Origin of the sequence: Dyadobacter luticola, from assembly GCF_005860805.1 — a bacterium.
GTDB classification, from domain to species: Bacteria; Bacteroidota; Bacteroidia; order Cytophagales; family Spirosomataceae; genus Dyadobacter; species Dyadobacter luticola.
The window spans coordinates 85,059-109,385 of the sequence record NZ_VCEJ01000002.1; the positions used below are offsets into that span (position 1 = coordinate 85,059).

The window sequence follows — 24,327 nt, forward strand, 5'->3', positions numbered from 1 at the left end:
TTTACTTTTTAAGTGATTTTCTGTGTTCGGAAGGCGTTTTGCCGATTTGTTTTTTAAAAATCCGGGTAAAATGGCTCTGATCCGAAAAGCCGGTCAGGTAGGCTATTTCCGTCAGGGAATAGTTTGTCGATTCCAGTAACTGGATCGCTTTGTCGATCCGGAGCTTGCGGATGTATTCTCCAAAAGAAAGATCATCGAAATAGCGGGCAAATGTCCTGGAAACGTAAGCCGGGTTAACAGCCAGGCTCTCTGAGAGTTCGGTCAGGCTCAGGGCAAGGTTCATGTCGATCTGGTCCTGGATCATTGCCTTCAATTCCCTGACCCAAACCGGCGGTTTTTTGCGGTTGGCAGAATCCGTGTAAGCGTGCAAAACCGCCAGTAACAACTGTTCAGTGGGGCTTTGGGTATGTTTCACCGATTGAAGATGCCTGGCCCAGCTATACAGGGCGTCATAAATGACCATACCCTGTGCTAAAAGCTGCTGATCGTCCGCAATGTTGTAAGCGAGCCCGGCCGAAATGGCCCATAGACCGGCCGACTGGGCCGCCAGCAAATGGTCGTCCGTGTCAGCTCCGCGGATGATCGGACACATGGCCAGTATTGCCGGATCGGTAATCTGGTGTTTTTCAACAAAATAGTCGAACGTGCAGCGGTCTTCATAATGCGTGTACGCCACACCCGGGATGTCGAAAGGCGTGCCGCCGGTAGATTGGGCCAGGTCGATCACAAGGTTTTCCGGAGCGAATATGATCTCCGCTTCGGGATCGATAAACCGCTTGATAAGCCAGGGACATGCTATCCGGTCGATTTTTGGACGTTCGCGGGTGATCCAGATCATGTGGGCAATTTCTTTCTTTTTTGTCTGGTCAAAGATAAATTTATTTCCCCATCCAGTTTTTAAAGTCCTGCGCCCGCTCGCGACTGACAATGATTTCTTTGTCGAATGCTGGTTTCAATGTGAGTGCCAGGCGATTGTTGTAGTAGGGCTGGATCTGCGTCACGGCCTGGTGCGTCACCATCATGCCGCGGTTGATGCGGAAAAAGCGATCGGGATCGAGGGAGCTTTCGAGGTCGTCGAGGCGGTAATCCACGACGAATTTTTGTCCCTGTTGGTTTTTAAAAATGCAGATACCGTCCTCAATGTAAAAATAAGCGATCTCCGAAACTTCCACCGAGAGCAGCCGAGCGCCATGTTTGACCAGAAACCTTTTCCGGTACTCGGGCGGAAGCTGCTGTTTTTGAAGGCTTTTCAAGATGTTTTCCAGGCTGGAAGGCAGCGGCTCGGCAGGTTGTGTTTTTACAGAGCGGGTCAGATCGTAGAATTTTTTGATGGCGCGCTGCAAATCTTCCTTTTGTACGGGTTTCAACAGATAATCAATACTGTTGACTTTAAAAGCCTGCAAAGCATATTCGTCGTAGGAAGTGGTAAAAATGACGGTGCTTTTAATCTCTACCCGATTGAATATTTCAAAGCTCTGACCGTCAGCCAGTTCAATATCCAGAAAAATAATATCCGGCTCTTCCTCACCTTTTGCCCGGTTTTCCGAAATCCACTCCACAGTGGCTTCAATGCTGGGGGTAACACCTTTGATAACCAGCTCAGGAGCAGTTTCTTCCAGCAGTTTTGTCAACTTGCGCACGGCCAGTTTTTCGTCTTCTACGATCAGGACATTCATTTGTTTTCGGGTTTTTCGGTGAGTAGGGGAAGCATGACGGTGAAATGTCCATTTTCAATCTCGAATGTGGGCATATCCACGGAGAGCAGTTCGTATTTGGCGCGTATGTTGTTCAATCCCAGCTTCGTAGAAACCACCGGCGTCGACTTTTCAAGCATATTATTCCGGACCTTCAAAAGATTATTTTCTATCGAACATATCTCGATCAGCAGCGGCTTTTTTTCCAGGATCGCATTGTGTTTCACGGCATTTTCGACGAGCAGCTGCAAGGTCAGCGGCGGTATAAATTTATCCATATCAGCTTCCTGAATGTCGATCACCAGTTCCAGGCCGGTGTCATATCTCGTGCGCAGCAAATGATAGTAGGAGCGGATAAACCGGATTTCAGTCGAGAGCGTTGTGAGTTCGTGCTGGTTGGTTTGTAAAAGATAGCGGTACACCCGCGCCATTTCGTCCACAAATTGCTCCGCGCGGTCCGGCTCGTCGGTAATCAGGGCCGATAATGTGTTTAAACTGTTAAATAAAAAATGCGGATTGACCTGACTTTTAAGACTTTGCAGCTGTCCCTGCATCCCGGCCTTTTTCATTGCTTCTTTGTTTACTTTAATCTCCTTCCACTTCGTCAGCGAATAATTGACTTCATATAAACAGGTCAGCATCAGCACGGCCACAAATTCGAAAAGATACACATTGACCATTTTTGAAAAATCCAGATCGGCATTCAAAGGGCGGAAATGAATGATGAAAAATGCGTAAGCCGTCACGTAAACGCCGGTAAGCACGCAAAAAGCCGACGCCGTAAGAAATGCCCTTTTCAGGGAAGAGTGAAAAGACGGGTATCTCCGGGCAATGTACTGCGCCGCCCAGTCGTGCGGGACAAACGCCAGGATCGTCATGGTCAGGATCATCAATGTGCCCAGCAGAAAATTCTGGAAACTGGCCAGATAAGGATCGCCGATGAGCAGGTAGCTGATCGTGGGCACAAACCAGGGCACGAGCAGCGCGAACATCCACCTGCCAAACAAGCTGAGCCAGATAAACCGGCCGATCGACGTCACTTGCAGCATGTGTGTCATGTGTATATCAAAGGCAAAGTGACTGTAAATGAGGCGTCATCCTGCTTCACCTGCACAGTTCCCGCCGCATTGAAAAGCAGCCTGTACCGCGAAACCAGCGAGGCGAGTCCCGCATTGTTGACAGGCATATTCACGACCCTCTTTTGCAGGTTATTGGAGACTTCCAGCTGCCCGGTGGCCGTAGTGCGGATCTTGATTTCCAGCGGATTATGTACGGAAACCACATTATGCCGCGTCGCATTATCGATCAATGTCTGGATGGTCAAAGGCGCAATCTGCCCGGCCAGGCAAGGTTCCGAGATCTGTAAATCGAAGCGGATGCCGCTTTCGTACCGCGTTTCCAGGAGGTATATATAGGATTTAATAAAACGCAGCTCAGCTTCGAGCGACACCAGGCTGCTTTCTTTTTCCACCCCATTCACTTGCAGGAGGTACCGGTATACTTTCGACATTTCGTCTACGAATTTCTCGGCGGTACCCGGTGCTTCCGAGATTAAAATGGAGAGCGAATTGAGGCAGTTGAACAAGAAGTGTGGGTTAACCTGCTGTTTTACAATGTCCAGCTCGGTTTCCAGCTGCGAATGCTCCATCTGCTGCAACTCGTGCTGGTTGATCCGCCACTGCGCAAAAGTGTAAGACATTTCCGTCAGCCCGGCGCCCACCAGCGAGCCGCCGACAAGCGAAAAAGCCGCCCACAACGCCGGTGAAATGTTCAAATGATAGCCGAAAACCGTAAAACGATCATAAATAGCGACGAGGAAAAACAGGATCGCCACGTGTACACCGGCGTAAAAGAGAAACCAGGAAAGTACCCTCGAAATGGATTGATGGGTATCGGGATAAAGATTGGAAATCAGCCCGGTGCTGCGTCGGCTGATCTGGTAAGCGACCAGACAAGCAGCCAGATTAACCGCGCCGCCGCCCAGAAGCATAGCGGTGTTTGAAAAATAAGCCGCGCCCCAAAAGGTATAACCTGCCAGCGGCAGCATCAGCGAAAGGATCACGAACGTGACAATAATGCGCAACCGGTTCCGCCGCACGGAATCAAGGTATTTTTCAAAAGACAATACTTGCAGCGCCATCAGAAACTCTCAAAACCTAAAAATAACAGTACGCCGCCGACATTGAAAATCGTTAAAGTTTAATCCGCAGAAATGGGAGGTGAGTTGTTGGAAATGGGGGCTGGGTTGTTTTGCGCGACCTACTTTTACTTCGCTGCCTGAATAACCCCCAGCATCTTCCGCGCCTCTGCATTCTTGGGATCCAGCGCCAAAGATTTTCTCACGTATTTCTCCGCGGCCGCCTGGTTTGCAAACTTCAAATATCCCAGCGCGATCTGGTTGCTCAAAGCCACATTGGTGCTGTCTTTGGTGAATTGCGCTTTTGCGGCGATGAGTTGCTGGACAAAATTGAGGAGCTCGTTCAGGTTGAATCTGGATTGGTTATTGGCGGCGGCGTATTGGATGTAGGGTAGGGCTTCGGCCGGTTTGTCCATTTTCAATAAAACCACAAAAAGCAGCCGCGCTCTCTCGAAACTGTTTTCTTTCCGGAATGCGTGGGAGAGGTAAGTGACTGCTTTTTCATTTTGATTTAATGCCTGCGAAAGCCTCCCTGCCTGATCATATAGAGGGATTTCCAGCGGATTTTCGAGGATAAGTCCTTCTACGACTTTCAAAACCGCGGCCGTATCGTGGCTTGTTACGTAATGATTTTGCAGCCGGTTCATCGCTTCCCGCCAGGAAATTTGTTTCACTACCAGCGCGCCGGCCAGCTCTTCTTCCAGGGTTTTCTCTCGCTTTTCTTCCGCAGGCATCGGCACATTGAAAGGCCAGCCCTCTTTCAAAATCATGATTTCGTACGCACCTTTCAGCGAATCGACGGTGGTCAGCGGCATTTGTTTTTGTAATGTTTTAAAATCAAATTCCTTCACATTTGAAGCCGGGATTATCCGCGCCTTTTTTAATGCTTCATAAAAACTTTCAGAAAGCAGACCGTATCCTTTCAAATTAGGATGAACATGCTCCAAAAGCGTCTCCGAGCCCAGAATGCCATTTTTTGAATGTTTTTCAAAAATCGTTTTTGAGTCGACCAGCGTGATGCCGGGATACTTTCTTACCAATTCTTCAATTATAACATTGATCGCTTCCGACGCGCGGAAACGCAGCACGTCTAGTTCTTTTGCTCTTACGAATTCCTTTTTGGCACCAGTCGAATCGCCTTTTGAAAGCAGAACATTTCCGGCCTGGTAATGTTGATCAGCCGAGATTTCTGCATTTCCTTTCAGACTCAGCAGCGGTTTCAAATCCTTTTCATTACTGACCACATTACTGAGCAGCAGCGGGATTTTCCTGTCGCTCAGTAGCTTGCAGAGCGCATCCATATTGGTTTTAAATTGCTCAATACCAGCCTGATACTTCTTGCTTCCAAATGAAATCTGTTGATTCGCCGCCATGCGCTTCATCAGATTTTCACGGAGGTCCACTTGATGCCCGGAAACCATTTCACCGAAACCCGAAAATGCATTGGATAGCAGCTGCACAAGCCTGAATTCACGAAGTTTGATCAAAACCTTTTTTACAAAAACATTACCTCCCGAGCCAGCGCCAAGCGCACCGTAATATTCATTATGCCCGGTATAAACCAGCACCGCATCCGGCTCATAATCCACGACGGTTTTCGCAAAATCAAGCACTGTCCACGAATTCACTGCGGTAAGCGAGAGGTTGATGATCTCGAAATTCTTCTCAGGAAATGTATGCATCAGCCGATATTGCAGCCACCGGTGAAACGAACCATTGTGCATGTAAGGATAGCCGATCGTCGTAGATTCCCCAAGCACAAAAATGCGCGTCGTACCAGGATCTTTTTTTTCTAAAAACGGCTCGTAGTTGCCAATCGTAGCATTTTTCTGGTTTGAGAAGTAACGCTCGGAGGCATATTTGTTGAGGACCAGGTAACCTTTGTGGTCTGGGGCTTTGATGAAAACGTCTAGATTATGGCCATAATCAAATGCCCGCAGTAGAATTTCCAGAAGCCCAAGTAGAAGCAGTGGAATAAATAGTGTAACCGTTTTTAAAAGAAAGAGGCGGAATTTAATCATTTGTTATAATTGATGGCCATCACTTTTTTTAGCCACGAATGCACGAATGTCACACGAATAAATATTGATATTCGTGAACATTCGTGTATTCGTGGCTCGAAACATTATGGCCGAATAATCGTCCCATCAAACCTACGAACCTGCCAGTTAGACTTCGAAGTAATCGGATACTTAGCCGCCTCCTTTTCATCAATATCCACGCCCAGCCCCGGCACTTCATTCACCGACATATATCCGTTTTTCATCGTCGGGCAGCCTTTGAAAATCGCTTGCGTCTGCTCATTGAAACTTACAGCTTCCTGAATCCCGAAGTTCCAGATCGCCAGGTCAATGTGCGCATGGGCGGCGTGGCCTACGGGAGAAACATCGCCGGGACCGTGCCAGGCAGTTTTTACATTAAACCATTCACCCAAACGCGCCACTTTCATAGCAGGCGAAATGCCGCCGATCTGCGAAACATGGCAGCGAATGTAGTCGAACAACTGGTTTGCCATCGGGTCGCGGAATTCGTTGATGTTGTTGAAAAGCTCACCCATCGCGATCGGTACCGTGGTGCTTTGGCGGAGCTGTTTGAACCAGCCCATATTTTCCGGCGAAAACGGATCTTCGATAAAAAACGGCCGGTATTCTTCCAAAGCCTTGATCATATTGATCGCGTCCATTGGCTGCACCCGCTCGTGAATATCATGCAGCAGCTCAATTTCATCCCCGACTTTTTTGCGAACGGTTTCGAATAATTTTGGCACCGATTTAAGGTAAGTGCGCTCATTCATATAATTATCCGTCGGGCCGCCGAAACCTGCTTCCTTGAAATCAGGCTTTTGCTCGGTGCTGCCCACCGCGCCGTAGCCGCCCTGCTGGATGCGGATGTATTTGAAGCCGCGCTCCTGAATGCGCTGCACGTCGTCGGCCGTTTCATCCGGCGTTTTTCCATTGGCGTGGGTGTAGCAGGGGATCGCGAAACGTACTTTTCCGCCCAAAAGCTGGTAAACCGGCATCCCGGCGCGTTTTCCTTTGATATCCCAAAGCGCCTCGTCGAGCCCGCTCAATGCATTGTTGAGCGCCGGACCATTGCGCCAGTACGAACTCACATAGGCCGCCTGCCACATATCTTCAATGTTGTCCACGTCTTTCCCGGCGCAAAACTCATTGAGATACACATTGATAGCGGGTATCACCACCATCGCCCGCTGGGTAAATGTCGCGCAGCCAAGACCATACAATCCCGGCTCGGTAGTTTCCACTTTCACCACGATCAAATTGGAACCCTGCGGCGCCGTGACAATCGCCTTGACGCTTTTAATCTTCACCGGCGCCATGCCTTTTTGGTAATCCGGCGTGGTATAATGTTCCCTGGCCTCAGCCCGGGAAGGACCGCCCAGCAAGCCAAATAAGCCCGCCGCCGACCCGGTACCCAGCATTTTCAGCGCATTTCTGCGCGCGTCGTTTGTAGCTTCTTTCATTATGGTTAGGATTTAATTAGAATGGTTTTTAAAACGTTGTTAACATTGTCATGCTGAGCGCAGTCGAAGCACGTCGCTGGCTTGGCAGAGTGCAAAAGGCGTCGTGCCAAGCCAGTAGCGTGCTTCGACTGCGCTCAGCATGACAACGTTAATTCAACTCATCATTAATAGCTTTTTTTCAAGGCAACGCAAAGGCAATGTAACTTCCCCCCGGCTTGTGCCCGTTTTTGGCGCCGCCGGCTGCGATGACGATATATTGTTTGCCATTTACCATATAAGTAACCGGGGTAGCAAAACCTCCTGCCGGTAATTGGTATTCCCACAAGATTTTACCTGTTTTTTTGTCAAATGCCCTGATCCGCTCGTCTTTCGTACCGGCGATAAACACCAGCCCGCCTGCCGTCACGATCGGGCCGCCGTAGTTTTCAGTGCCTGTGACCGGGATTCCTTTTTTGGTCAGTTCCGGAAATTCTCCGAGCGGCACGCGCCAGAGATACTCGCCGGTGTTCAGGTCGATGGCATTCAATGTTCCCCAGGGCGGCTTGATGGCCGGGTAGCCATTTTGGTCGAAAAATCTTGTCCAACCATTGTTAATGTACGGTGGAATGTAGGGGAATGCGACATTGTTTTCGGCTGATTTTGGCGCGGCGGTGGCACTATGTTCCTCAGCAGCAGTGGTATTTTTATTTTCAATATTCAATAAAAAATTCACCAAAGCCGCTCGCTCACGGTCTGGAATGTGCTGGAAGGAAGGCATCCTGCCGCGGCCGCTTTTGATGATCGTCGCGATTTCATCTTTGGATAATTTGCTCCCAACATTAACAAGGCTGGGATATTCCTGCCCGCTTCCCTGGCGGTCGGCGCGGTGGCAGGCGGCGCAATTTCGCATGTAGAGCGTCTTGCCGTCGGAGGTATTTCTTTGTCCGGTGTAGTCCAGCATCGTCAGGTCCCAGACCATCTCGTTGCCATTTTGGTATAAAATCCCATCCGGATCAGCAGCATTGCCTCCCCACTCTGCACCGCCGCCGAAGCCGAGGTACAAGGTGCCTTCCTTGCTCGGCGTCTGGTACTTGCTGCCGGAGCGGGATTTGGCAAATTTCTCTTTTACAAAAGCCGTAGCCTCGGGCGAAATATCGGTAATGTCATTTTCAGTAAAAAGCTGGCGGGAAAATGGTGCTGGTTTGGTAGGGTAGGGCTGGGTGGGCCAGGGATGTTCGCCGGGCAATGTGTAAAAAGTTTTGGCGGGACGTTCTTCTACCGGGAAAAGCGGTTTACCGGTATTTCTATCCAATAAAAACAAAAGTCCATCTTTGGTAGCCTGCGCGACCGCGTCGATCTTTTTGCCTTTTTGCGTGACAGTCACCAGATTAGGCTGACAGGGAATGTCGCGGTCCCAAAGATCGTGGTGGACGGTTTGGTAGTACCAGTTCAATTTTCCGGTTTCCGCATTCAGCGAGATCACGCAGTTGGCATACAAATTCTGGCCTTCCCTTGCCGCGCCATAAAAGTCCACCGAAGGCGAGCCAGTACCGAAAAATACATTCCCTCTTTTCTCGTCGAGCACCATGCCAGCCCAGTTATTGGCGCCACCTATTTGCTTCCAGGCATCTTTCGGCCAGGTTTCGTAACCTTTTTCGCCCGGCTGCGGAATGGTATGAAAAACCCATTTTAGCTTGCCAGTCCGCACATCAAAAGCCCGGATATACCCCGGCGCCGCATCCCCATACTCCGAAACCCGCGACCCGATCACCAAAATATCCTTGTAAATCACCCCCGGACTCGTCGCATCCACCGAAACCGTAACATTTTCACGCCCCGGAATGCCGGTAACGCCATCACGCAGGTCAACTTTTCCATTGGTTCCAAAGCCTTCAACCAGCTTTCCATCCTTCGCATTCAATGCAAATAAATGATCCCCAGCCGTATACAAAATCCGCTGCTTCGCACCATTTTCCCAATACATTATCCCGCGGTTGGCATGAAACCTCGGCTCGGTATCTTTAAATGGATCAAACTTCCAAAGCTCTTCCCCAGTATCAGCCCTGAGCGCAAAAAGACTTAGCATTGGCGTAGTCCCATACAAAACTCCCCGCACCACAATCGGCTGACACTGAATTTCCATCGGACGACGTGGCGCCGGCGCGCCTTCCGCTTTCTTAGCTGCATCATACTGCCAGGCAACTTGCAGCTTCGCAACATTGCCGGTATTGATTTGGGAAAGCGCGGAGTAACGGTTGCCGGCAGCGTTCCCACCGTAAGTTTTCCAGTCAGTGTCTTTTTCGTCGGTGGTTTTTTGGCTGGATAGGGTTAGGGTGGTGACTATCGAAAACAATAGTATTTTAAATGAAAAGATTGGCTTCACGGTTTTGATTTTTTGGTTTGAAGCTCGTTTGATTTGCGTTTTGTGTGCTGTCTTAGTGTTGTCGGGCTGACTTGATGCTTTCAAGCTGTCTTAACATTGTCAAGCTGTCTTAACGTTGTCATGCTGTTTTAACGTTGTCATGCTGAGCGGAGTCGAAACACGCTACTGGTTAAGCAGAGTGCAAAAAAGGCATCTTGCCCAGCCAGAAACGTGCTTCGACTCCGCTCAGCATGACACGTAAAGTCAGCATGACGGCGCTAATTCAGCATGACAAACATCATGATAACATTACAACATTGAAAAAGTAGCATTCACAACCTCAATACCCCGGGTTCTGCCGCATGTTCACATTCGACGTAATCTCATTGATCGGGATCGGCTGGGCGTAGTCCGTGTTGTTCCACTGGATGGCGCCGCCGCGGATGCGTTGGTAGTAGGCCGCTTCCTTGTCGCCGATTTTCCAGCGGCAGACGTCGAACCACCACTGGCCTTCGCCGAAGAATTCGGCCCAGCGCTCGTATTTGAGCGGGTCGTTTTTTAGGACATCGTCACTGGCCATGGTGGCGGCGGTGAGGCTTTTGTAATCGACGGCCGAGACGGTGTTGACCGGGTAACCATAAGCCCGACGCTTCACTTTATTAATGTATTCCAAAGCTGTCGTGTTATCGCCCGAATGTGTCAGCGTTTCGGCGTAGAGCAGGTAAATGTCGGCCAGTCGCAGCCAAGGAATGTTGGCGCCGTCGGCCATATTGATCTCAGCTTCCGTTCCGTTCGGGTTGAGGAATTTCCGGAAACTCCATGCTTCCATATCTGTCTCAGTCACATCCAGATAATGTGAAATCGGGCGCAGCTTGCCGCTCACCACCATCGAGTCGACATAAGGCTGGTAGCAGGCTACCCAAAGCCGCGGATCGACGGTCTTGTTTTGTTTAGCCAGTTTTGATTTCGCAATGTAAGTTGGGTCCACATTGGCAATGTTGGCAACGGTAGTACCTGGTTTGAAATAATGCCCCTCCTTGAAGCCAAACCGCGTAATGTTTTTGGCATGCGGAAACACATTGGACCAAGCCGAAGCAGCCTGACCGCCATTGTCGCCCACATAAGTCGGCGCAATCACCATCCCGATGCTCGATCCCATCGACTGGTCGTCACCGCCGCGGGCAGTCATGTCCACATTCAGGCTTATTTCAAAAAGCGACTCGGATGTGAATTCATTTTTACCATTAAACATATCCTTGTACACATCAAAAGGCACCAGAGATTTGCCGCTGTTGGCTACCACGTTGCTGAGATACGTTTTAGCATTGGCCCAATCCTGCTGATATACATATACTTTACCCAAAAATGCTTTCACAGCCCAGCCCGATACTTTGTATTTGTCCGTAGCGCCGGTCCAGGTGGTAGTTGCCAGCAAGGTTTCTGCGGTTTTCAGATCAGAAATAATGAAATCCCAGTTTTCTTTTACGGTTTTGCGATCTACCTGCGTCGCTTCGAGGCTGGTAGCCGCGTCGGTGATGATGGGGACGCCCATTTTGTCGCCGCCTTGTCCGTTTACGATAAAGCCTTCGCCCCAAAGTGCCGTCAAATGATAGTAGTACCAGGCGCGGAGGAACAATGCTTGTCCTTTGATCAGGTCGATAGCTGCCTGGTCCTGCGGCGCTTTTTCACGGTACTTTTCCACGGCGGCCAGCAGGGTATTGCTGCGCTGTACACCGCGCCACAGTTCCCGCCAGGTATCGTACAAAAAGCTGTCGTTCGGCTGGGAATTGTTTTGTGCAAGCTGGATCCAGGTCGGGGTGCCCTGCCAGCTAAGATCGGTGGTATGGTCCCAGAGCCAGGTATTTTTGGCCAGCATTGTGTGCCCGAAAAGCCCGTTGGCGTGCTGCGTGGCGTAAACGCCGGTCAGTAATTGTTCAAGATCGGTGACCGAGCCGGGATAATTGGTAGGTGAAAGCGCACCCGGGTTTTCGACATTCACGAAGTCTTCTTTGCAGGAAAAAACACCTGCGAGCAAGACGAACAGAGAGATTTTAACTAATATTTTCATCGCTTTGATAGCTGTTTTGTCTTGAATGAATTAAAAATTCAGGTCGATACCCATGGAAACCAGCCTCGTGCGCGGGTAGGAATAAATTGTATCGATGCCGCGTGCAGTGGTACCATTTCGTCCGACAATTTCAGGATCAAGGCCTGAATATTTCGTGAAAGTCAGCAGGTTTTGTCCTTGAAAATAAATCCGTAACCCGGTCATTTTCCAGGATTTAGTCAGCGAAGCGGGCAGGGTATATCCAACTTGCAGGTTGCGCAGTTTCAGAAAAGAACCGTTTTCAACAACAAAATCCGAGATACGGGTGTAGTTCGAATTCGGGTCGCGCACATAGTTGCCCGATGCGTCGGTAGTCCCGATCCTTGGCTGGCTGGTGAGTCCGCCGCCGTTGAAGAAAGAGGTTTTGAAAATATCGGAAGTCGTGTTGTAGTCACCCACAAAAAACTGGGTGTAATATTTATTTCCATTAAAAACATCCACACCCTGGATTCCCTGGAACATCGCAGCAAGGTCTAAACCTTTCCAGCCGAGGTTGATGGAAAATCCGTAGGTCATTTTCGGCCACGGGTTACCGATGAATGTTTTGTCATCGATCGTGATACGTCCGTCACCATTCAAATCCTTGAATTTCAGGTCACCCGCGCCGGTTCCTGCTGCCTGGTAAAACACGCCGGTCGACGATTGCCCCGAGGCGGCCGCTTTTTCCTGCGCACTCTGGTTCAATGCTGCTACTTCCGCATCGGTTTTGAAAATACCGTCCGTTTTGTATCCGTAGAACTGGCTCAAAGGTTGTCCGGCCTGGGTGCGTGCCACGGTACTTTCGAGGTAATCGCCCGCCGCGCCGTCGTTGATCGGGTTATTGTTGGTGCCGCTGAGTTGTTTTACCAGGTTTTTGTTAAAAGACGCATTTACGCTGAAAGCATAGGTGAAATCCTTCACCCGGCCGCGGTAATCAATCGCCAGCTCGATGCCTTTGTTGCTCATCTGGCCCACATTGGTATACACACTGCTTCCATAAAAACCCGACGAGGTAGGCACCGGCACCTGGTAAATCATATCCTGCGTCTGGCGGCTGTACCAGTCGGCCGTCAGGTTGAGGCTGTTCCGGAAAAGCCCGAGGTCGAGGCCGATATCTGTCTGGTTTACCTGCTCCCATTTAATGTTCTGGTTGGGAAGCTGGGCGGTCAGTGCGTAGCCTTTTGAGCGATTACCATCGGGCAAGCCGAGAATGTTCGTTCCGCCGGTTCCGCCGAAAGACGCCTGGTAGGTGTACTGCGGAATGCTGCTGGTACTTCCCAGTTTTCCATAGCTTCCGCGCAGTTTAAGGTTCGATACCTGCTCAAAATTGTCACGGATAAAGGCTTCTTCATTCATTTTCCAACCAACTGAAAAAGAAGGGAATACGCCCCATTTGTTCGCTGGCCCAAACCGGTCGGAACCATCACGGCGCACATTGGCGGTCAGCAGATATTTGCCGGCATAAGTATAGTTGATCCGGCCGAATTGGGACAATAACCTCGTCTGAGGAAACTCGCCGCCGCTCGCTTTGTACGTGCTCGGGTTGGTGGTCATGCCCAAATTGTAGGTGATCACCTGGAAACCCTGCGCTTCTCCGTGCAGGTTGCTGAGATCCGATTTGTAAGCTTCATAACCCGCCATGGCCTTGATTTCATGCGGGCCAAAAACTTTGCTGTACGTCAAAACAAAGTTGGCGGTATAGTTTTGCGAGTTGCTCAGGTCGCGGCTCAGGAATGCGTTCACATTTTTTAATGTACCAAAATCGTAGGCCTCCGTGAATTTGTAGTTGGTGCCACTGTAAATCGATGATCCGAATGTAGCCCGCAGGTTCAAACCTTTAAAAATTTCCAGATCAGCGTATAAATTTCCTTCAAGCGCGTACTGAATGTTCTTGGCGTGGTTGATCAACTCGTTTCCGACCAGGTTGGGGCCGGTAAAGAAGGTGCCCGTTTTGGCCCAGCCGCCTACCGGGTTGCTGGCGTCGTAAACGGGGATCAAAGGTGCAGAGCGAAATGGGAATGTGCTGGTTTGCACAGGATTAACACCCGTCCGCCAGGCGTACAATGTTTCGCCAACTTTCAATCGGTTTGTTATTTTAAAATCAGCATTCGAGCGGATACCGTAGCGGTCAAAATAGTTGTCGATAATGGTACCGCCTTCACGCTGGTAGTTGGCCGAGAGGTAATAATTGGTTTTGGCCGTCGCGCCGGACAGGGAGAGTGAGTAACTCTGGTCGCTGCCGTTTTGGTAAAGGTCATTTACCCAGTCGTTGTCGGGCAATGTATTCGGGTCGCCCCAGCTACTGGTATTCACGCCGAATGCAGATTTTGCCTTGATATAATCTGCGGTATTAAGCATTTTATACAAATTCCTCGGCTGGCGTACACCGTAATAAGCATTGAAATTAATGTTCATTTTATCCAGACCGGTACCTCTTTTGGTGGTCACCAAAACGACTCCACCCGCTGCCTGCGCACCATAAATCGCCGCCGCACTCGCATCTTTTAAGACTTCGATGGATTCCACATCCTGCAAATTGAAATTGTTGCCCGCCGACATCCGGATTCCATCCACAATGTACAGCGGCGCCATGCCACCGATTGAACCCACCCCGCGCACCACAATGTCCGAACCCGAGCCAGGCGAACCGTCCGTCCGCGTTACCTGCACGCCTGCCGCACGTCCCTGCAATGCTTCGCTGACGCTGCGCACAGGCAGACTTTTAATATCCTCGGCTTTAACAGAAGAGACCGAGCCGGTCAGGTCGGAGCGTTTTTGCGTACCGTAACCTACCACGACAATTTCTTCCAACGCTTTGTCATTGATTTTCAGCGTCACATCCAGCATCGCCCGCCTGCCTACCACAATTTCCTGGGATGTATAACCCACAAAAGAGAAGATTAGCACTGCGTCCGGATCGGAGATTTCAATGTTATATGCGCCGTTTTCATTGGTGGAAGTGCCTCGCTGCGTGCCTTTTTGCACAATGTTTACGCCCGGTAAAGCCTCACCTTTTTCGTCGGTAACCTTTCCCTGCACATTGATATCAAACATATTTTCTGGCCGGATCTTCTCCTGAATGCTTTCCAGCATCCGCTGCTCAATGCCCGGATCACTGAAATAAGCCATCGGCAACCTCACCTCCGTCGAGCTGACCGGTTTCTTGTTAGCTTCTTTCTTCTTTTTTACGATAATTGTCTTATCTACAATGTTATAGGTCAATGCCTGTTTAGCAAAACATGCGTCCAGCACCTCTTTCAAAGGCGCATTATTCACATCAATATTGACCTTCTCCGCCTTTTCCAGCATATCGAGGTCACAAATAAAAAGATAGCCAGTCTGCTTCCGCACCGATTTGAGCACTTCCAGCAGCGAGGCGTTCTTTTTTTGCAGGCTCACCTGTTGCGCGAAAGTGTTGTCTGCCAGCACTTGCAGCGTTCCAATCAGGAGCAGTATCGCGGTTAATCTCATGGTCAGGAATACTTTGCCGAGATTTACCCGGCCCGTGATGGCGGCACCGATCCTGAGGGAACGTTTACGTATATACGCTACCCCAAGGACGGTTTTGCCCTTGTATACAAATTTCATAGTTTTGTATGCTTGATTAAGGTTAATGTTTCGTTGTCCAATGATCAAAGATCAATCAGGTGAAGCCGGGTGCGGTCGCAACGCATCCGGCTTTTTGATTCATCCGGTAATGTTCTTCAGGAAGAATTTACAGGTTTCATAATGAGAGGTTTAGGGTTAGGAATCGTTGTCAGTCTGTGTTTTTAACGGTGATTTTTCTATCCTCGATCCGGAACTGGATGCCGCCGGTCAGTTCCAGCATTTTAAGTACTTCCGACACATTGTTTTTCCTCGAAATCGTTCCTGCGAAAGATTTCTTCTCCACATTGCCTTCATAAGTCACGTCGAGGTCGTACCAGCGGGAAATCTGCCGCATGATCTCCCTAATATTGCCATTAAATTCAAAACGGCCCTCTTTCCAGGCTACCACACTTTCGGTATCTACCAGTTTCACGGCAATGTTCGGCTGCTGCTCGCCAAACGCAATCCGCGCCTGCTGGCCTGGCGACAAGATCTTAGCCACATCACCTTTTTCCACTTTAACCGAACCTTCTAGTAAGGTGGTCTGAATGTTGGCCTCTTCACAATACGATGAAATGTTGAAATGTGTCCCTAGGACAGTGATTTCAGTGGGGCGATCATTGTTCCGCCGGTCGAGTATCCGCACTTGGAAAGGCATTTTCTTATTTTTCTCCACTTCAAAATATACTTCTCCGCTCATTTCCACATGCCTCATGCTGCCTGTAAAAGCAGTAGGATAGCGCAGGCTCGACCCTGCGTTTAGCCACGCACGTGTGCCGTCGGGCAGCACGATTTTATACTGACCCCCAAGAGGCGTCCGCAGTACATTGTAAGTAATCGAGTCCGGTTTCTCAGGTGACGTACTGTAAGTGATCTGGCCGATAGTTTTATTGATAGTTACCCACGGCTGCCCGGCCAGGTTTTCGCTGGTCGCGGTGGTAAGGTCGATGGAATCACCGTTTGCCAGGGTAAGGCTTGCCCTGGTGCCACCCGCCGGGGCATCTTCGCCGTAAACACTTTTCAAAACGGCCACCGGAAGCTGCTTTTGCTCTTTTTTATTGAGCCACTGATAACCTCCGTACAGCAGCAGCAATGTTACCGCCGCAGCGGCGAGGCGGGCCACCCACAAATACCGGAGCGGCGCGGGTGATTCGGCATATTCTTCATTTTTTTCTGGTTCTTCTATTTTTGGAGAAGTTGCCGTAAAAATGGACGAAAGGATATCATCGGCCATCTCGCGCGACAAATGATGTTCCGCATGGTCGTCGCGGATCAGCCGATCGATCAGGCCGTTGATCTGCTCCCGGTTCTCGTCAAGTAACAAGAGGGACATCAGCTCATCATGTTCTTGGCCGGTAATGTTTTTTTCACAATACCGGAAAAACAGATCGTCCAGGCGCTGGCTTTGCATAGGTGGAATCGGGGTAATATCTGAGCTTTTTCAGACCTTCACCCATAAAGACTCCCGCCGCGGAAGTTTGGGGGACAATAAGATTAAAAAAAGTTAAAAAATTATTTTACCAAGAGGAGCAGTAGCCAGGATAGGGTCATTCCCAGTTTTAATTTACTATAAGCACGAATGTGGCGCAAGGCGCGGGAGAGGTGGGTTTTGACTGTTTCGGATGAAATGCGCAGCATTTTTGCAATTTCATCGCGTTTCAATTCCTGTTCTTTACTTAAAAGATAGATCTGTTTTTGCTGCGCCGGTAACAATTCTACCGCTTCATGCAGGATCTGGTCCATTTCCTGGTCAATGATGCGGTTGTAGGTACTGTCTTCGGACGACGGCATTTCCAGTTGCAGGTCGTCGACAAGCTGCTGCTGGCGCGCCATTTTTTTCATCGCAGAAAAAACATGGTTTCGCGTCATGATAAAAAGGTAATCTTCAAAATCCTGGATTTCAGGGAGTGTTTCTTTTTTAACCCAGAGTTTGAGAAAAATATCCTGGACTACTTCCTCAGCCAGGAATGTGGACCTGGTAAGGCGGAGCGCGACGGAGTAAATTTTGTTGCGATACCCATGAAACAGCGCGGCAAAGGCTTTTTCGCTGCCCGATGCTGCCTGTGCGAGCAGCTCTGTTTCACTATATAAGGAATCGATTTTCAATGTTGGAAAGAAACAGCCTGCTCAAAGTTAATAGCGTAAGGCAATAAATAGGAAAATATAGCTATTAAATGTCAATATTTTAAACGAAGGCTGCAAGCGTTTTCAAAATACAACCGTCCCGAACGCACGCATTCAGGACGGTTGTAAAGACATTCGACACCTACCCGAGCGAACATTATTTAATCATCATTATTTGATCGCCACCGGTACTTCCGTGTTTTCCCAGCGCAGCACGAAGCCTTTTGAAGTTACCTCATACATCAGTTTTTCGTTCATGGAAGCACTTTTCGCAGGTTTTGCTTTCACGGTAAGCACATCTTTGGATGCGTCTTTCGAAGTGTCCCCGCCGCGTTTGATACCCCACTGACCGGTTTCGGAGTTGAAAATAAATGACCATTCTTTTTCGCCTGGCTGTGCGTACAAGCTGTATTTGCCGGCAGCAAGTTTTTTGCCTTCCACCATAATGTCCTTATCGGTTTCAAAAATGGTCGCTTCGTTTGCACCAGCGCGCCATACTTTGTCGTAAGGGACCAGCTCACCAAATATCTTGCGTCCTTTCACCGATGGACTGGAATAGTTGATGGTAATGGTAGCTCCACCCACTTTTCCCGACGCGGTCATCGGCGGGCTTGGGCGGCTAGCCTTATCTTGCTGCGCCCAGGCAGCCACCGACAAAAACATGCACAATGCACCCAGGATCATTCCTTTTGAAATCATTTTGTTTTTCATGATACGCTTGTTAGTGGTTGAACTCCTCTTTAAAAATTAATTAAATATCGCGAATTGTGACAATAAGCAAGGTAGTCCGCTTGTTCAAATTTTGTCATTTTATGGTCATTTGTTGTCATTGATAGTCATTTGTAGTTATTTGTTGTCAGGTATGGTCAGATGTTGTCTTGAACTTTAAGGTAAAAGCGACCTCTAAACAATAAATGACTACACCTGACTATAATTGACAACAAATGGCAACTACCTCGAACCCACTTCCTATATGAATGAAATCCCCTTCCAATTAACCGCAGAAGAGCTTTACCGCGGCTTGATCGCCCTGGCCCGGACGCGGCTTATTACCAAAATGTTCCGGATTTTAGGCATGGTCTTACTGGCCGTGTTGGTTTTCATTACGGTGGTGATGATTAAGGACGGTAACTTTCAGTTTACTTCGGGATATGTTGTGACGCTTCTGCTTGCAGTGTACGGTTATTTCCTGCCCGAAATTTCTGCTAGAATCCAGGCGCCATCGATGGTTAAATCCCAAAACCCTATCGTGCAGCCGATGAAATTGTCTGTCCACAAAACCTACTACGTGCTCACCGGCGAAAATTTCACCAACAGGCTCACCTACGAAAAAATGCATTCCGCAGTTGAAACCGAAGAATTTTTCCTCCTGAAAACCTCCGAAGGTTCTGGACAGATGATCCCGAAACGAATTTTCACACCCGAGCAGATCGCGCAGTTGAAGGCGATTTTGCTGGATGTGAATGGGTTGAAGGTAAAGTTTTTGTAGGGGTTATTGTTTGAGGATTTTAAAAGTTTGCTTCTGCTCCCCGGCGATGACTTCCAGCAAGTAAATTCCTGTCGGTAATTTTTCTTTTGATAGATCGATGGTTTTGACCTGCACAGAGCCAGTAGCATTCAATGTTTCATTTTTAACCAACCGTCCGCCTGTCTCGAAGACATTGATTTTCACTTCCTGATCTTTTTCACCTTTCAACTCAACCTGGAAAAAATCACGCGAAGGATTCGGATACAATTTCCAGACAATATCCTGATAATTCACGGAGCGGATAGCAGAATAGCTAAATGTCTGATCCGTATCCACCATTTTCAACCGATAATACCTCGTCCCCGCCGGATTTTTAACACGATCCGTAAATGTATAAACCTGCTGCGCCACCGAAAGTCCAAACCCTTTCGCCTCGCCAATTTTAGTAAAAAGCTGCTTCCTGACCTGCATTTCATCTTCCGCCACCTCAATTTCAAAATGGCTGAAATCTTTTTCAGAAGCCGTCGTCCATTTCAGCTGCACATCATGGGAAAGGTCAGTGCCGCCGACCCGTTTCGCCGAAAAACTGATCAGATCCACCGGCAGCGACGAGCCCTGCCCGATATAATCATTTGCAAACCAGAATTCCGAAAAGTTTTTGGCTTTGAATTCAAAATAATATCCTTTCCCATAAGGCACCTTCGTAACCTGCGCCGAAGGGATGAATGTCCAGGTTTTAGCCGCATTGTTCAGCAGGTTTCCATCCTCATTCGTCCCGGAATATTGCGTAATCGCCAGGTCATAAGCGTTTTGGGGTCTTTGGACGCCGGTTTTGTCCGGGGCCGAGATGAGTCTTTCGATTTCGGTGTCGGTAATGTAGAGGCGGACGGTGACGGGCTCTGCTAAGTCGCCGCTGGTTTTAACAATAGTAAAGTTTTTATCAAGATAATATTGCCCGTTGCTGATCCGGACAGCCTGCTGATTCAGAAAACTGCGCACCGAGACATTTGATATTAACTGATTTTCTGACTTGAGGGATGCGATTATTTTATTATCGTTACTAATGAAACTTTCATAGTAATAATTTAGGACTTCTGATTTAGTAACCGGAACTGTGTTTACACCTTCGCTGATTTCATTTTCAAATTCATAGATGTGAATGTCGTCAATTGCAATTCCCTCTCTAACCACAGCACTATTACTTTTGAAAACAAAACGGAACCTGACAACCGGGAAATTAAAACTAGGCAGCACAACAGAACAAACATGCCATCTGGAATAACCGGAAACATTCCAGCTCCCCAGGCCGTTACTCTCCACATTGTACCAATTCGTGCCATCACCCCTGGAACCCAGACGGGTCCAGTCGCCGCCATCTGTAATGTATTCAACATAAAATTCGTCACAATTACCACCGGGGCAATTTTCAATATCGATGGACGCACTGAAACTCAATGCAGGATTTCTGACATTCCCCAAGTAAAAGCATGACGAGTACAGATAAGAAAGCTCATTGTTATTATAATTGCCTTTCAAATTGGTTTTCCACACATTTTTACCACTTGCGGCTTTTTTTAAATGTTCCGAATTTGGGGTGCCATACTCCCAGGAATTATTAGTACCGCCAGAAAACCAGTTGCCATCACTATCTTCAAAGTTTTCCAGATAAGGAAACTGGTTTATCTGAGGCGACATCCTGAGGGTAACCTCGCTGGAATCGTTGTCAGGGTGGTTGTCATATGATTTCTCCGTCCAGACTTTGACCTTGTAGGTTTTGAAATAGTATCCGACATATCTCGCCCTAATTTCAAAAATTGTATCGGTATGCGCCTTGATCGATGGGATTGTTCCCTCGTACAAATACCCTACTTGACTTTGGGCTTTTACAGGAATGTCATAGCAATCTTCTGAGCCGTTGTTTTTCACTTTAATCGAAATGGTCGGGACTTCTTCGTTCCAGCACGACTTGACGGATGGCTGCATGATCTCAACCAATTCAATGTCTTGTTCTACCTTGTAAATCCGTATATCGTCATACGTGTAGCCATCTCCACTTTCGTCGGGAAGAGCTGGGCTGTATCCATATTGCCCTAAGCGAATTTGAAAAGTCTGCGAGAATTCCTGATTGTTCAATTTTAGCAACTCGCTTAAATTGGCTTTGTAGAGCTGATAACCCTGGGAAGAAGAAAGCTGATTTTGTTGGCCGAAGATCTGAATCCAGTTGTTTGTCTCGTTGCCTCTAATAAAGATGGAGTTGCCATCATAAGTGTATTCTCCATGACTTTTGAATGCAAAACTTAACCGGATATCGTCGGCATCAACATGGTAGCCGGAAAGGTTGTAGGTTCCGGTCAGGAAATTCTGATTAGCGCCTGCATCGGGCAAATATTTTTTTACATCGAGGGTTATGGCCCTGTTTCCCGAATACGCATTACCGGGTGACATGGCTGTCCTAAGCCGTCCATTTGGCCGCGAGTTTGAAAAATCAAATTTTTCCGCACCATCCAGACCAATTACGGGGCCATAGATTTCCTGATCCGGCATGGCATCGAACTGTTCCAAATAGGGCAATGCAAGCGGCGCATTATCCAGATGCTTGAAATCCCGTTCGAGCGCATTGTTTGTCTCTACCTGGTCGCCGTTTTTTTTCACATAAACCCTTAAATGATAGGAGCGGAATGCACGCACATCGACCTTTTTTGTAAATGTGTATTCGAGAGCTTGACCTCCCGCGATATTGGTATTGATCGTTTCCCAGTAAACCGGTGCTGATTTATCGCCGAGTGCATAACCTACTTCGATCGGGCCGTTGGTTGGCTGATCGTCCAGGTTTTTCAATCGGATTTTAATGGGCTCCTCGGCGTTCAGGTCTGTCGAGGTGTATTTCCGACCTGATTTAGCCGGCGAAATAATCGATTCCATCAGCATATCATTGTCAGAAATACTGCCGGCGCAGGTTCCACCGTCAGGTTTCCGGCTTACGGCTACGCCGCGTCGGCCCGGCGTCCCATCCTTCCGCGCCCGCACGGTGACAAAATAGGTCGAATCTTTGGATAAGGCTGAAAATGTGTAGGCGAGTCCGGTGACCGAAGTCACATGTGCCATTTCTTCGCCTTTAAGCTGCAAGACCTCGTAATCCGTTGCGCCGGTTACTGCGGTCCACTTCAAAGCAATATAGCCTTCACATTGAGCGGGTGCGAGTGAAACCACTGGCGCGCCGAGAATGGTGAAATTGCCGCTTTCGTGAGTTACGCTCGTCTGGTTTTGAATAACTCTCACTTTGGCCGAGGTCGTGGCTGTCGAGGGCACCGTCCAGCTGATTTGTCTCAAATTGGCCGCCACATTGTTATCGATGGCCGTCCAGGTGCCGCCCCCATTCAATGAGTATTGCAGACTGAACTTACTTGCTTCGTTCCCATAAGATTCCCACACCACATTTACCACATCGCCGGGGGCCAGCCGCTCTTTTCCGGCCGGATAAGCCATCATGGTCGAGCTTTCAATCGGGTCATATACCAAAAAGTACTCCTGAACTTCCGCCGGGATCATTTTACCGGTTACTTCTAATGTGTAACTTCCCGCTGCCGGGTTGTCGATGGTAATTTGCTCAACATTATTCACCTCGTCGATGCTTTCAACTGCCGTGATGGCAGCATTTGCCGGAAGCGGTACCAGAGGTAATTTGGCTGTCTGATTTGGTTTAATGAGTTTTAAATCCAGGTTGTTGACTAGCGTTTTTTCGCCGGTAAGCAGGGATTGTGCAGGATCATTCCAATATAACATGACCTTTAATTTCGCTGTGTTGGCTGGAACGATGATCTGATGTTGGTTTTTCCCCTGGTGACCGATCTGCCCACTTACATAATGTCCTGCATTCAGCATATTCAAAGACCGAAATAGGTTCATCCCGCCAAAACCGTAACTGTAATCCGGCCCCGTCAGTCCGTGGTCAAATGCACCATTCATGACAAGCGCTTTCATCAAAGCATTTCGTGGATTCTGCTGCGCGTTTAGTTGCCGGTAGCGCTGATAAAGCAGAGCGAGTCCGCCAGAAACGGCGGGCGCTGCCATGCTGGTGCCCGTTCCTGTCGCATACCTGTTGCCGGAAATGGTTGAGTTGATAAGTGTTCCTGGCGCGGTTAGTTCCGGTTTTATTCTCCCATCCTGCACCGGTCCCTTACTCGATTCCAGGGATACATTGCCATTTACCTGCACCTGACCTACCGAGATCACATTTTTGGCAGCTGCATACGGGCTGGAAATATTCCCGAAGCCGGCGGGATAATCGGGACAATTTTTTGCTCCATCGTTACCGACCGCAAAAACGTGCAAAAGAGACGGCAGCTCAAACGCCTGGCGGTCCAGCAAATAGGCGTCAAAATCATATTCTCCGTATTCGGGACAGCCGGAGGAACCTCCGTAAGAATTATTGGTAATGACCATTCCGTAGTCGGCTACATAACCGGGAGCATAGTGCCAGATGGAGGAAGTAGAAGCGGATATGATTTGAGATTTTGGAGCATATCCCCGATATTTTTCGTTGATAATACCAGCCCCAGCCATCGTCCCTGCAACATGAATTCCGTGATCGTAGGACATTCCACCTTGATAAAGAATAACCCGTCCGCTGAGATCGCGGTGTGTAATGGGATCACCGAAATCTCCCAGGCCTACCGTAACGCCTTCTCCTGTCAGGTTGTAGCCATATATTTCCGAACTCAACAGATTGGCTTTGGTATTCGCCATACTTTTATCGTTCAGCGGCTGTGGTTTTTCAGGTATCCGCCCCAAATATTGGACAAATGGCAACTCAGCGAGTTCTGTCAAACGGTTTGCGGTTACTTTGACTTCTAAAATCTGGTAAGTTTTAAAAGCCTCCGAGACAATTGGTATGTTATTGTCATTCAACTGTTTTGAAACTTCTTCAAAAGTAAAACCTGCCGGGTAGCTCAATCGCACCTGTACCGTATCTGCCTTCTCAGCAGCTATCTTTTCCAGCAAACCCTTTTCAATCTTCTGCTCCGGCGCAAGCTCCACCACCGACCGTGCATTCGCTTCCTTCAAAACATTTTCATCCGCATTACCCATCACGGTAGCCGTATAGGCATAATCCGGAATGTATTCCAGTAGCTCGATGCCTGCATTTTTAAGCAAGTCCTTCTGGCTCTGCGTCGGAATGTCGTAGAATTGTATGATAACAAATGTTTTCTCCGAAGAAGCTGATTTCCTGAGGTTTGCGGAGATAGTGGCAATGTTTTCCGGTGGGGTGATGGTGCCGCTGCGTAGGAAAAGTTTGTGTACGGGTTTTTGCTGGGCAAAGACTTTTAAACCCGAAAAAACTGCGATCAATAAAAAGGAGATAAAGAGGGGTAAATGTTTACGCATGTATGATGTTGTGTTGTTTT

Annotated in this window: 14 protein-coding genes; 1 reads left to right on the top strand and 13 read right to left on the bottom strand. The window is 48.6% G+C overall.

The features are described from left to right. Window position 1: 1 nt before the first annotated feature. From FEN17_RS00365 to FEN17_RS00420, 12 genes are all read right to left on the bottom strand, one after another. A complete protein-coding gene (locus FEN17_RS00365; RefSeq protein WP_138363341.1) occupies window positions 2-838 on the bottom strand; it encodes a chromate resistance protein ChrB domain-containing protein in 837 nt (278 codons plus the stop codon). A gap of 40 nt (window positions 839-878) precedes the next feature. Next, entirely contained in the window at window positions 879-1,676 is a 798-nt protein-coding gene (locus FEN17_RS00370) for a LytR/AlgR family response regulator transcription factor (protein WP_138363342.1), read from the bottom strand. Beyond that, window positions 1,673-2,743, bottom strand: a complete 1,071-nt coding sequence (locus FEN17_RS00375) for a sensor histidine kinase (protein ID WP_229208628.1) — start codon at window positions 2,741-2,743, stop codon at window positions 1,673-1,675. The genes FEN17_RS00370 and FEN17_RS00375 overlap by 4 nt, the downstream gene beginning before the upstream one ends. Window positions 2,744-2,748: 5 nt before the next feature. Further along, a complete protein-coding gene (locus FEN17_RS00380) occupies window positions 2,749-3,834 on the bottom strand; it encodes a sensor histidine kinase (RefSeq protein ID WP_138363344.1) in 1,086 nt (361 codons plus the stop codon). A 125-nt stretch (window positions 3,835-3,959) separates the two neighbouring features. Next, the gene (locus FEN17_RS00385) at window positions 3,960-5,852 is read right to left on the bottom strand and encodes an SGNH/GDSL hydrolase family protein (protein WP_205748079.1); all 1,893 of its coding nucleotides are present in this window, start codon (window positions 5,850-5,852) and stop codon (window positions 3,960-3,962) included. Between the two features lie 104 nt (window positions 5,853-5,956). Continuing rightward, window positions 5,957-7,315, bottom strand: a complete 1,359-nt coding sequence (locus tag FEN17_RS00390; RefSeq protein ID WP_138363345.1) for an enolase C-terminal domain-like protein — start codon at window positions 7,313-7,315, stop codon at window positions 5,957-5,959. A 178-nt stretch (window positions 7,316-7,493) separates the two neighbouring features. Next, on the bottom strand, window positions 7,494-9,677 hold the full coding sequence (locus FEN17_RS00395) for a pyrroloquinoline quinone-dependent dehydrogenase (RefSeq protein ID WP_374756663.1): 2,184 nt from the start codon (window positions 9,675-9,677) through the stop codon (window positions 7,494-7,496). Window positions 9,678-9,996: 319 nt separating this feature from the next. Beyond that, window positions 9,997-11,724 (bottom strand): RagB/SusD family nutrient uptake outer membrane protein, encoded by a 1,728-nt coding sequence (locus FEN17_RS00400; protein WP_138363346.1) that lies wholly within the window; start codon window positions 11,722-11,724, stop codon window positions 9,997-9,999. A gap of 30 nt (window positions 11,725-11,754) precedes the next feature. Beyond that, the gene (locus FEN17_RS00405) at window positions 11,755-15,330 is read right to left on the bottom strand and encodes a TonB-dependent receptor (protein ID WP_138363347.1); all 3,576 of its coding nucleotides are present in this window, start codon (window positions 15,328-15,330) and stop codon (window positions 11,755-11,757) included. Between the two features lie 169 nt (window positions 15,331-15,499). Next, window positions 15,500-16,741, bottom strand: a complete 1,242-nt coding sequence (locus tag FEN17_RS00410) for a FecR family protein (RefSeq protein WP_138363348.1) — start codon at window positions 16,739-16,741, stop codon at window positions 15,500-15,502. 101 nt (window positions 16,742-16,842) lie between these two features. Further along, window positions 16,843-17,436 carry an RNA polymerase sigma factor gene (locus FEN17_RS00415; protein ID WP_138363349.1) on the bottom strand — a complete coding sequence of 198 codons (594 nt, stop codon included), beginning with the start codon at window positions 17,434-17,436 and terminating at the stop codon, window positions 16,843-16,845. A gap of 189 nt (window positions 17,437-17,625) precedes the next feature. After that, window positions 17,626-18,165, bottom strand: coding sequence for a DUF2911 domain-containing protein (locus FEN17_RS00420; RefSeq protein WP_229208629.1), 540 nt, complete (start codon window positions 18,163-18,165; stop codon window positions 17,626-17,628). A 262-nt stretch (window positions 18,166-18,427) separates the two neighbouring features. Here FEN17_RS00420 and FEN17_RS00425 point away from each other — a divergent pair, with 262 nt between their 5' ends. Beyond that, on the top strand, window positions 18,428-18,943 hold the full coding sequence (locus tag FEN17_RS00425) for a YcxB family protein (protein WP_138363350.1): 516 nt from the start codon (window positions 18,428-18,430) through the stop codon (window positions 18,941-18,943). A 3-nt stretch (window positions 18,944-18,946) separates the two neighbouring features. On the opposite strand, the gene FEN17_RS00430 is transcribed toward FEN17_RS00425, so the two are convergent. Then, window positions 18,947-24,307, bottom strand: coding sequence for a S8 family serine peptidase (locus tag FEN17_RS00430; RefSeq protein ID WP_138363351.1), 5,361 nt, complete (start codon window positions 24,305-24,307; stop codon window positions 18,947-18,949). Window positions 24,308-24,327 lie beyond the last annotated feature (20 nt).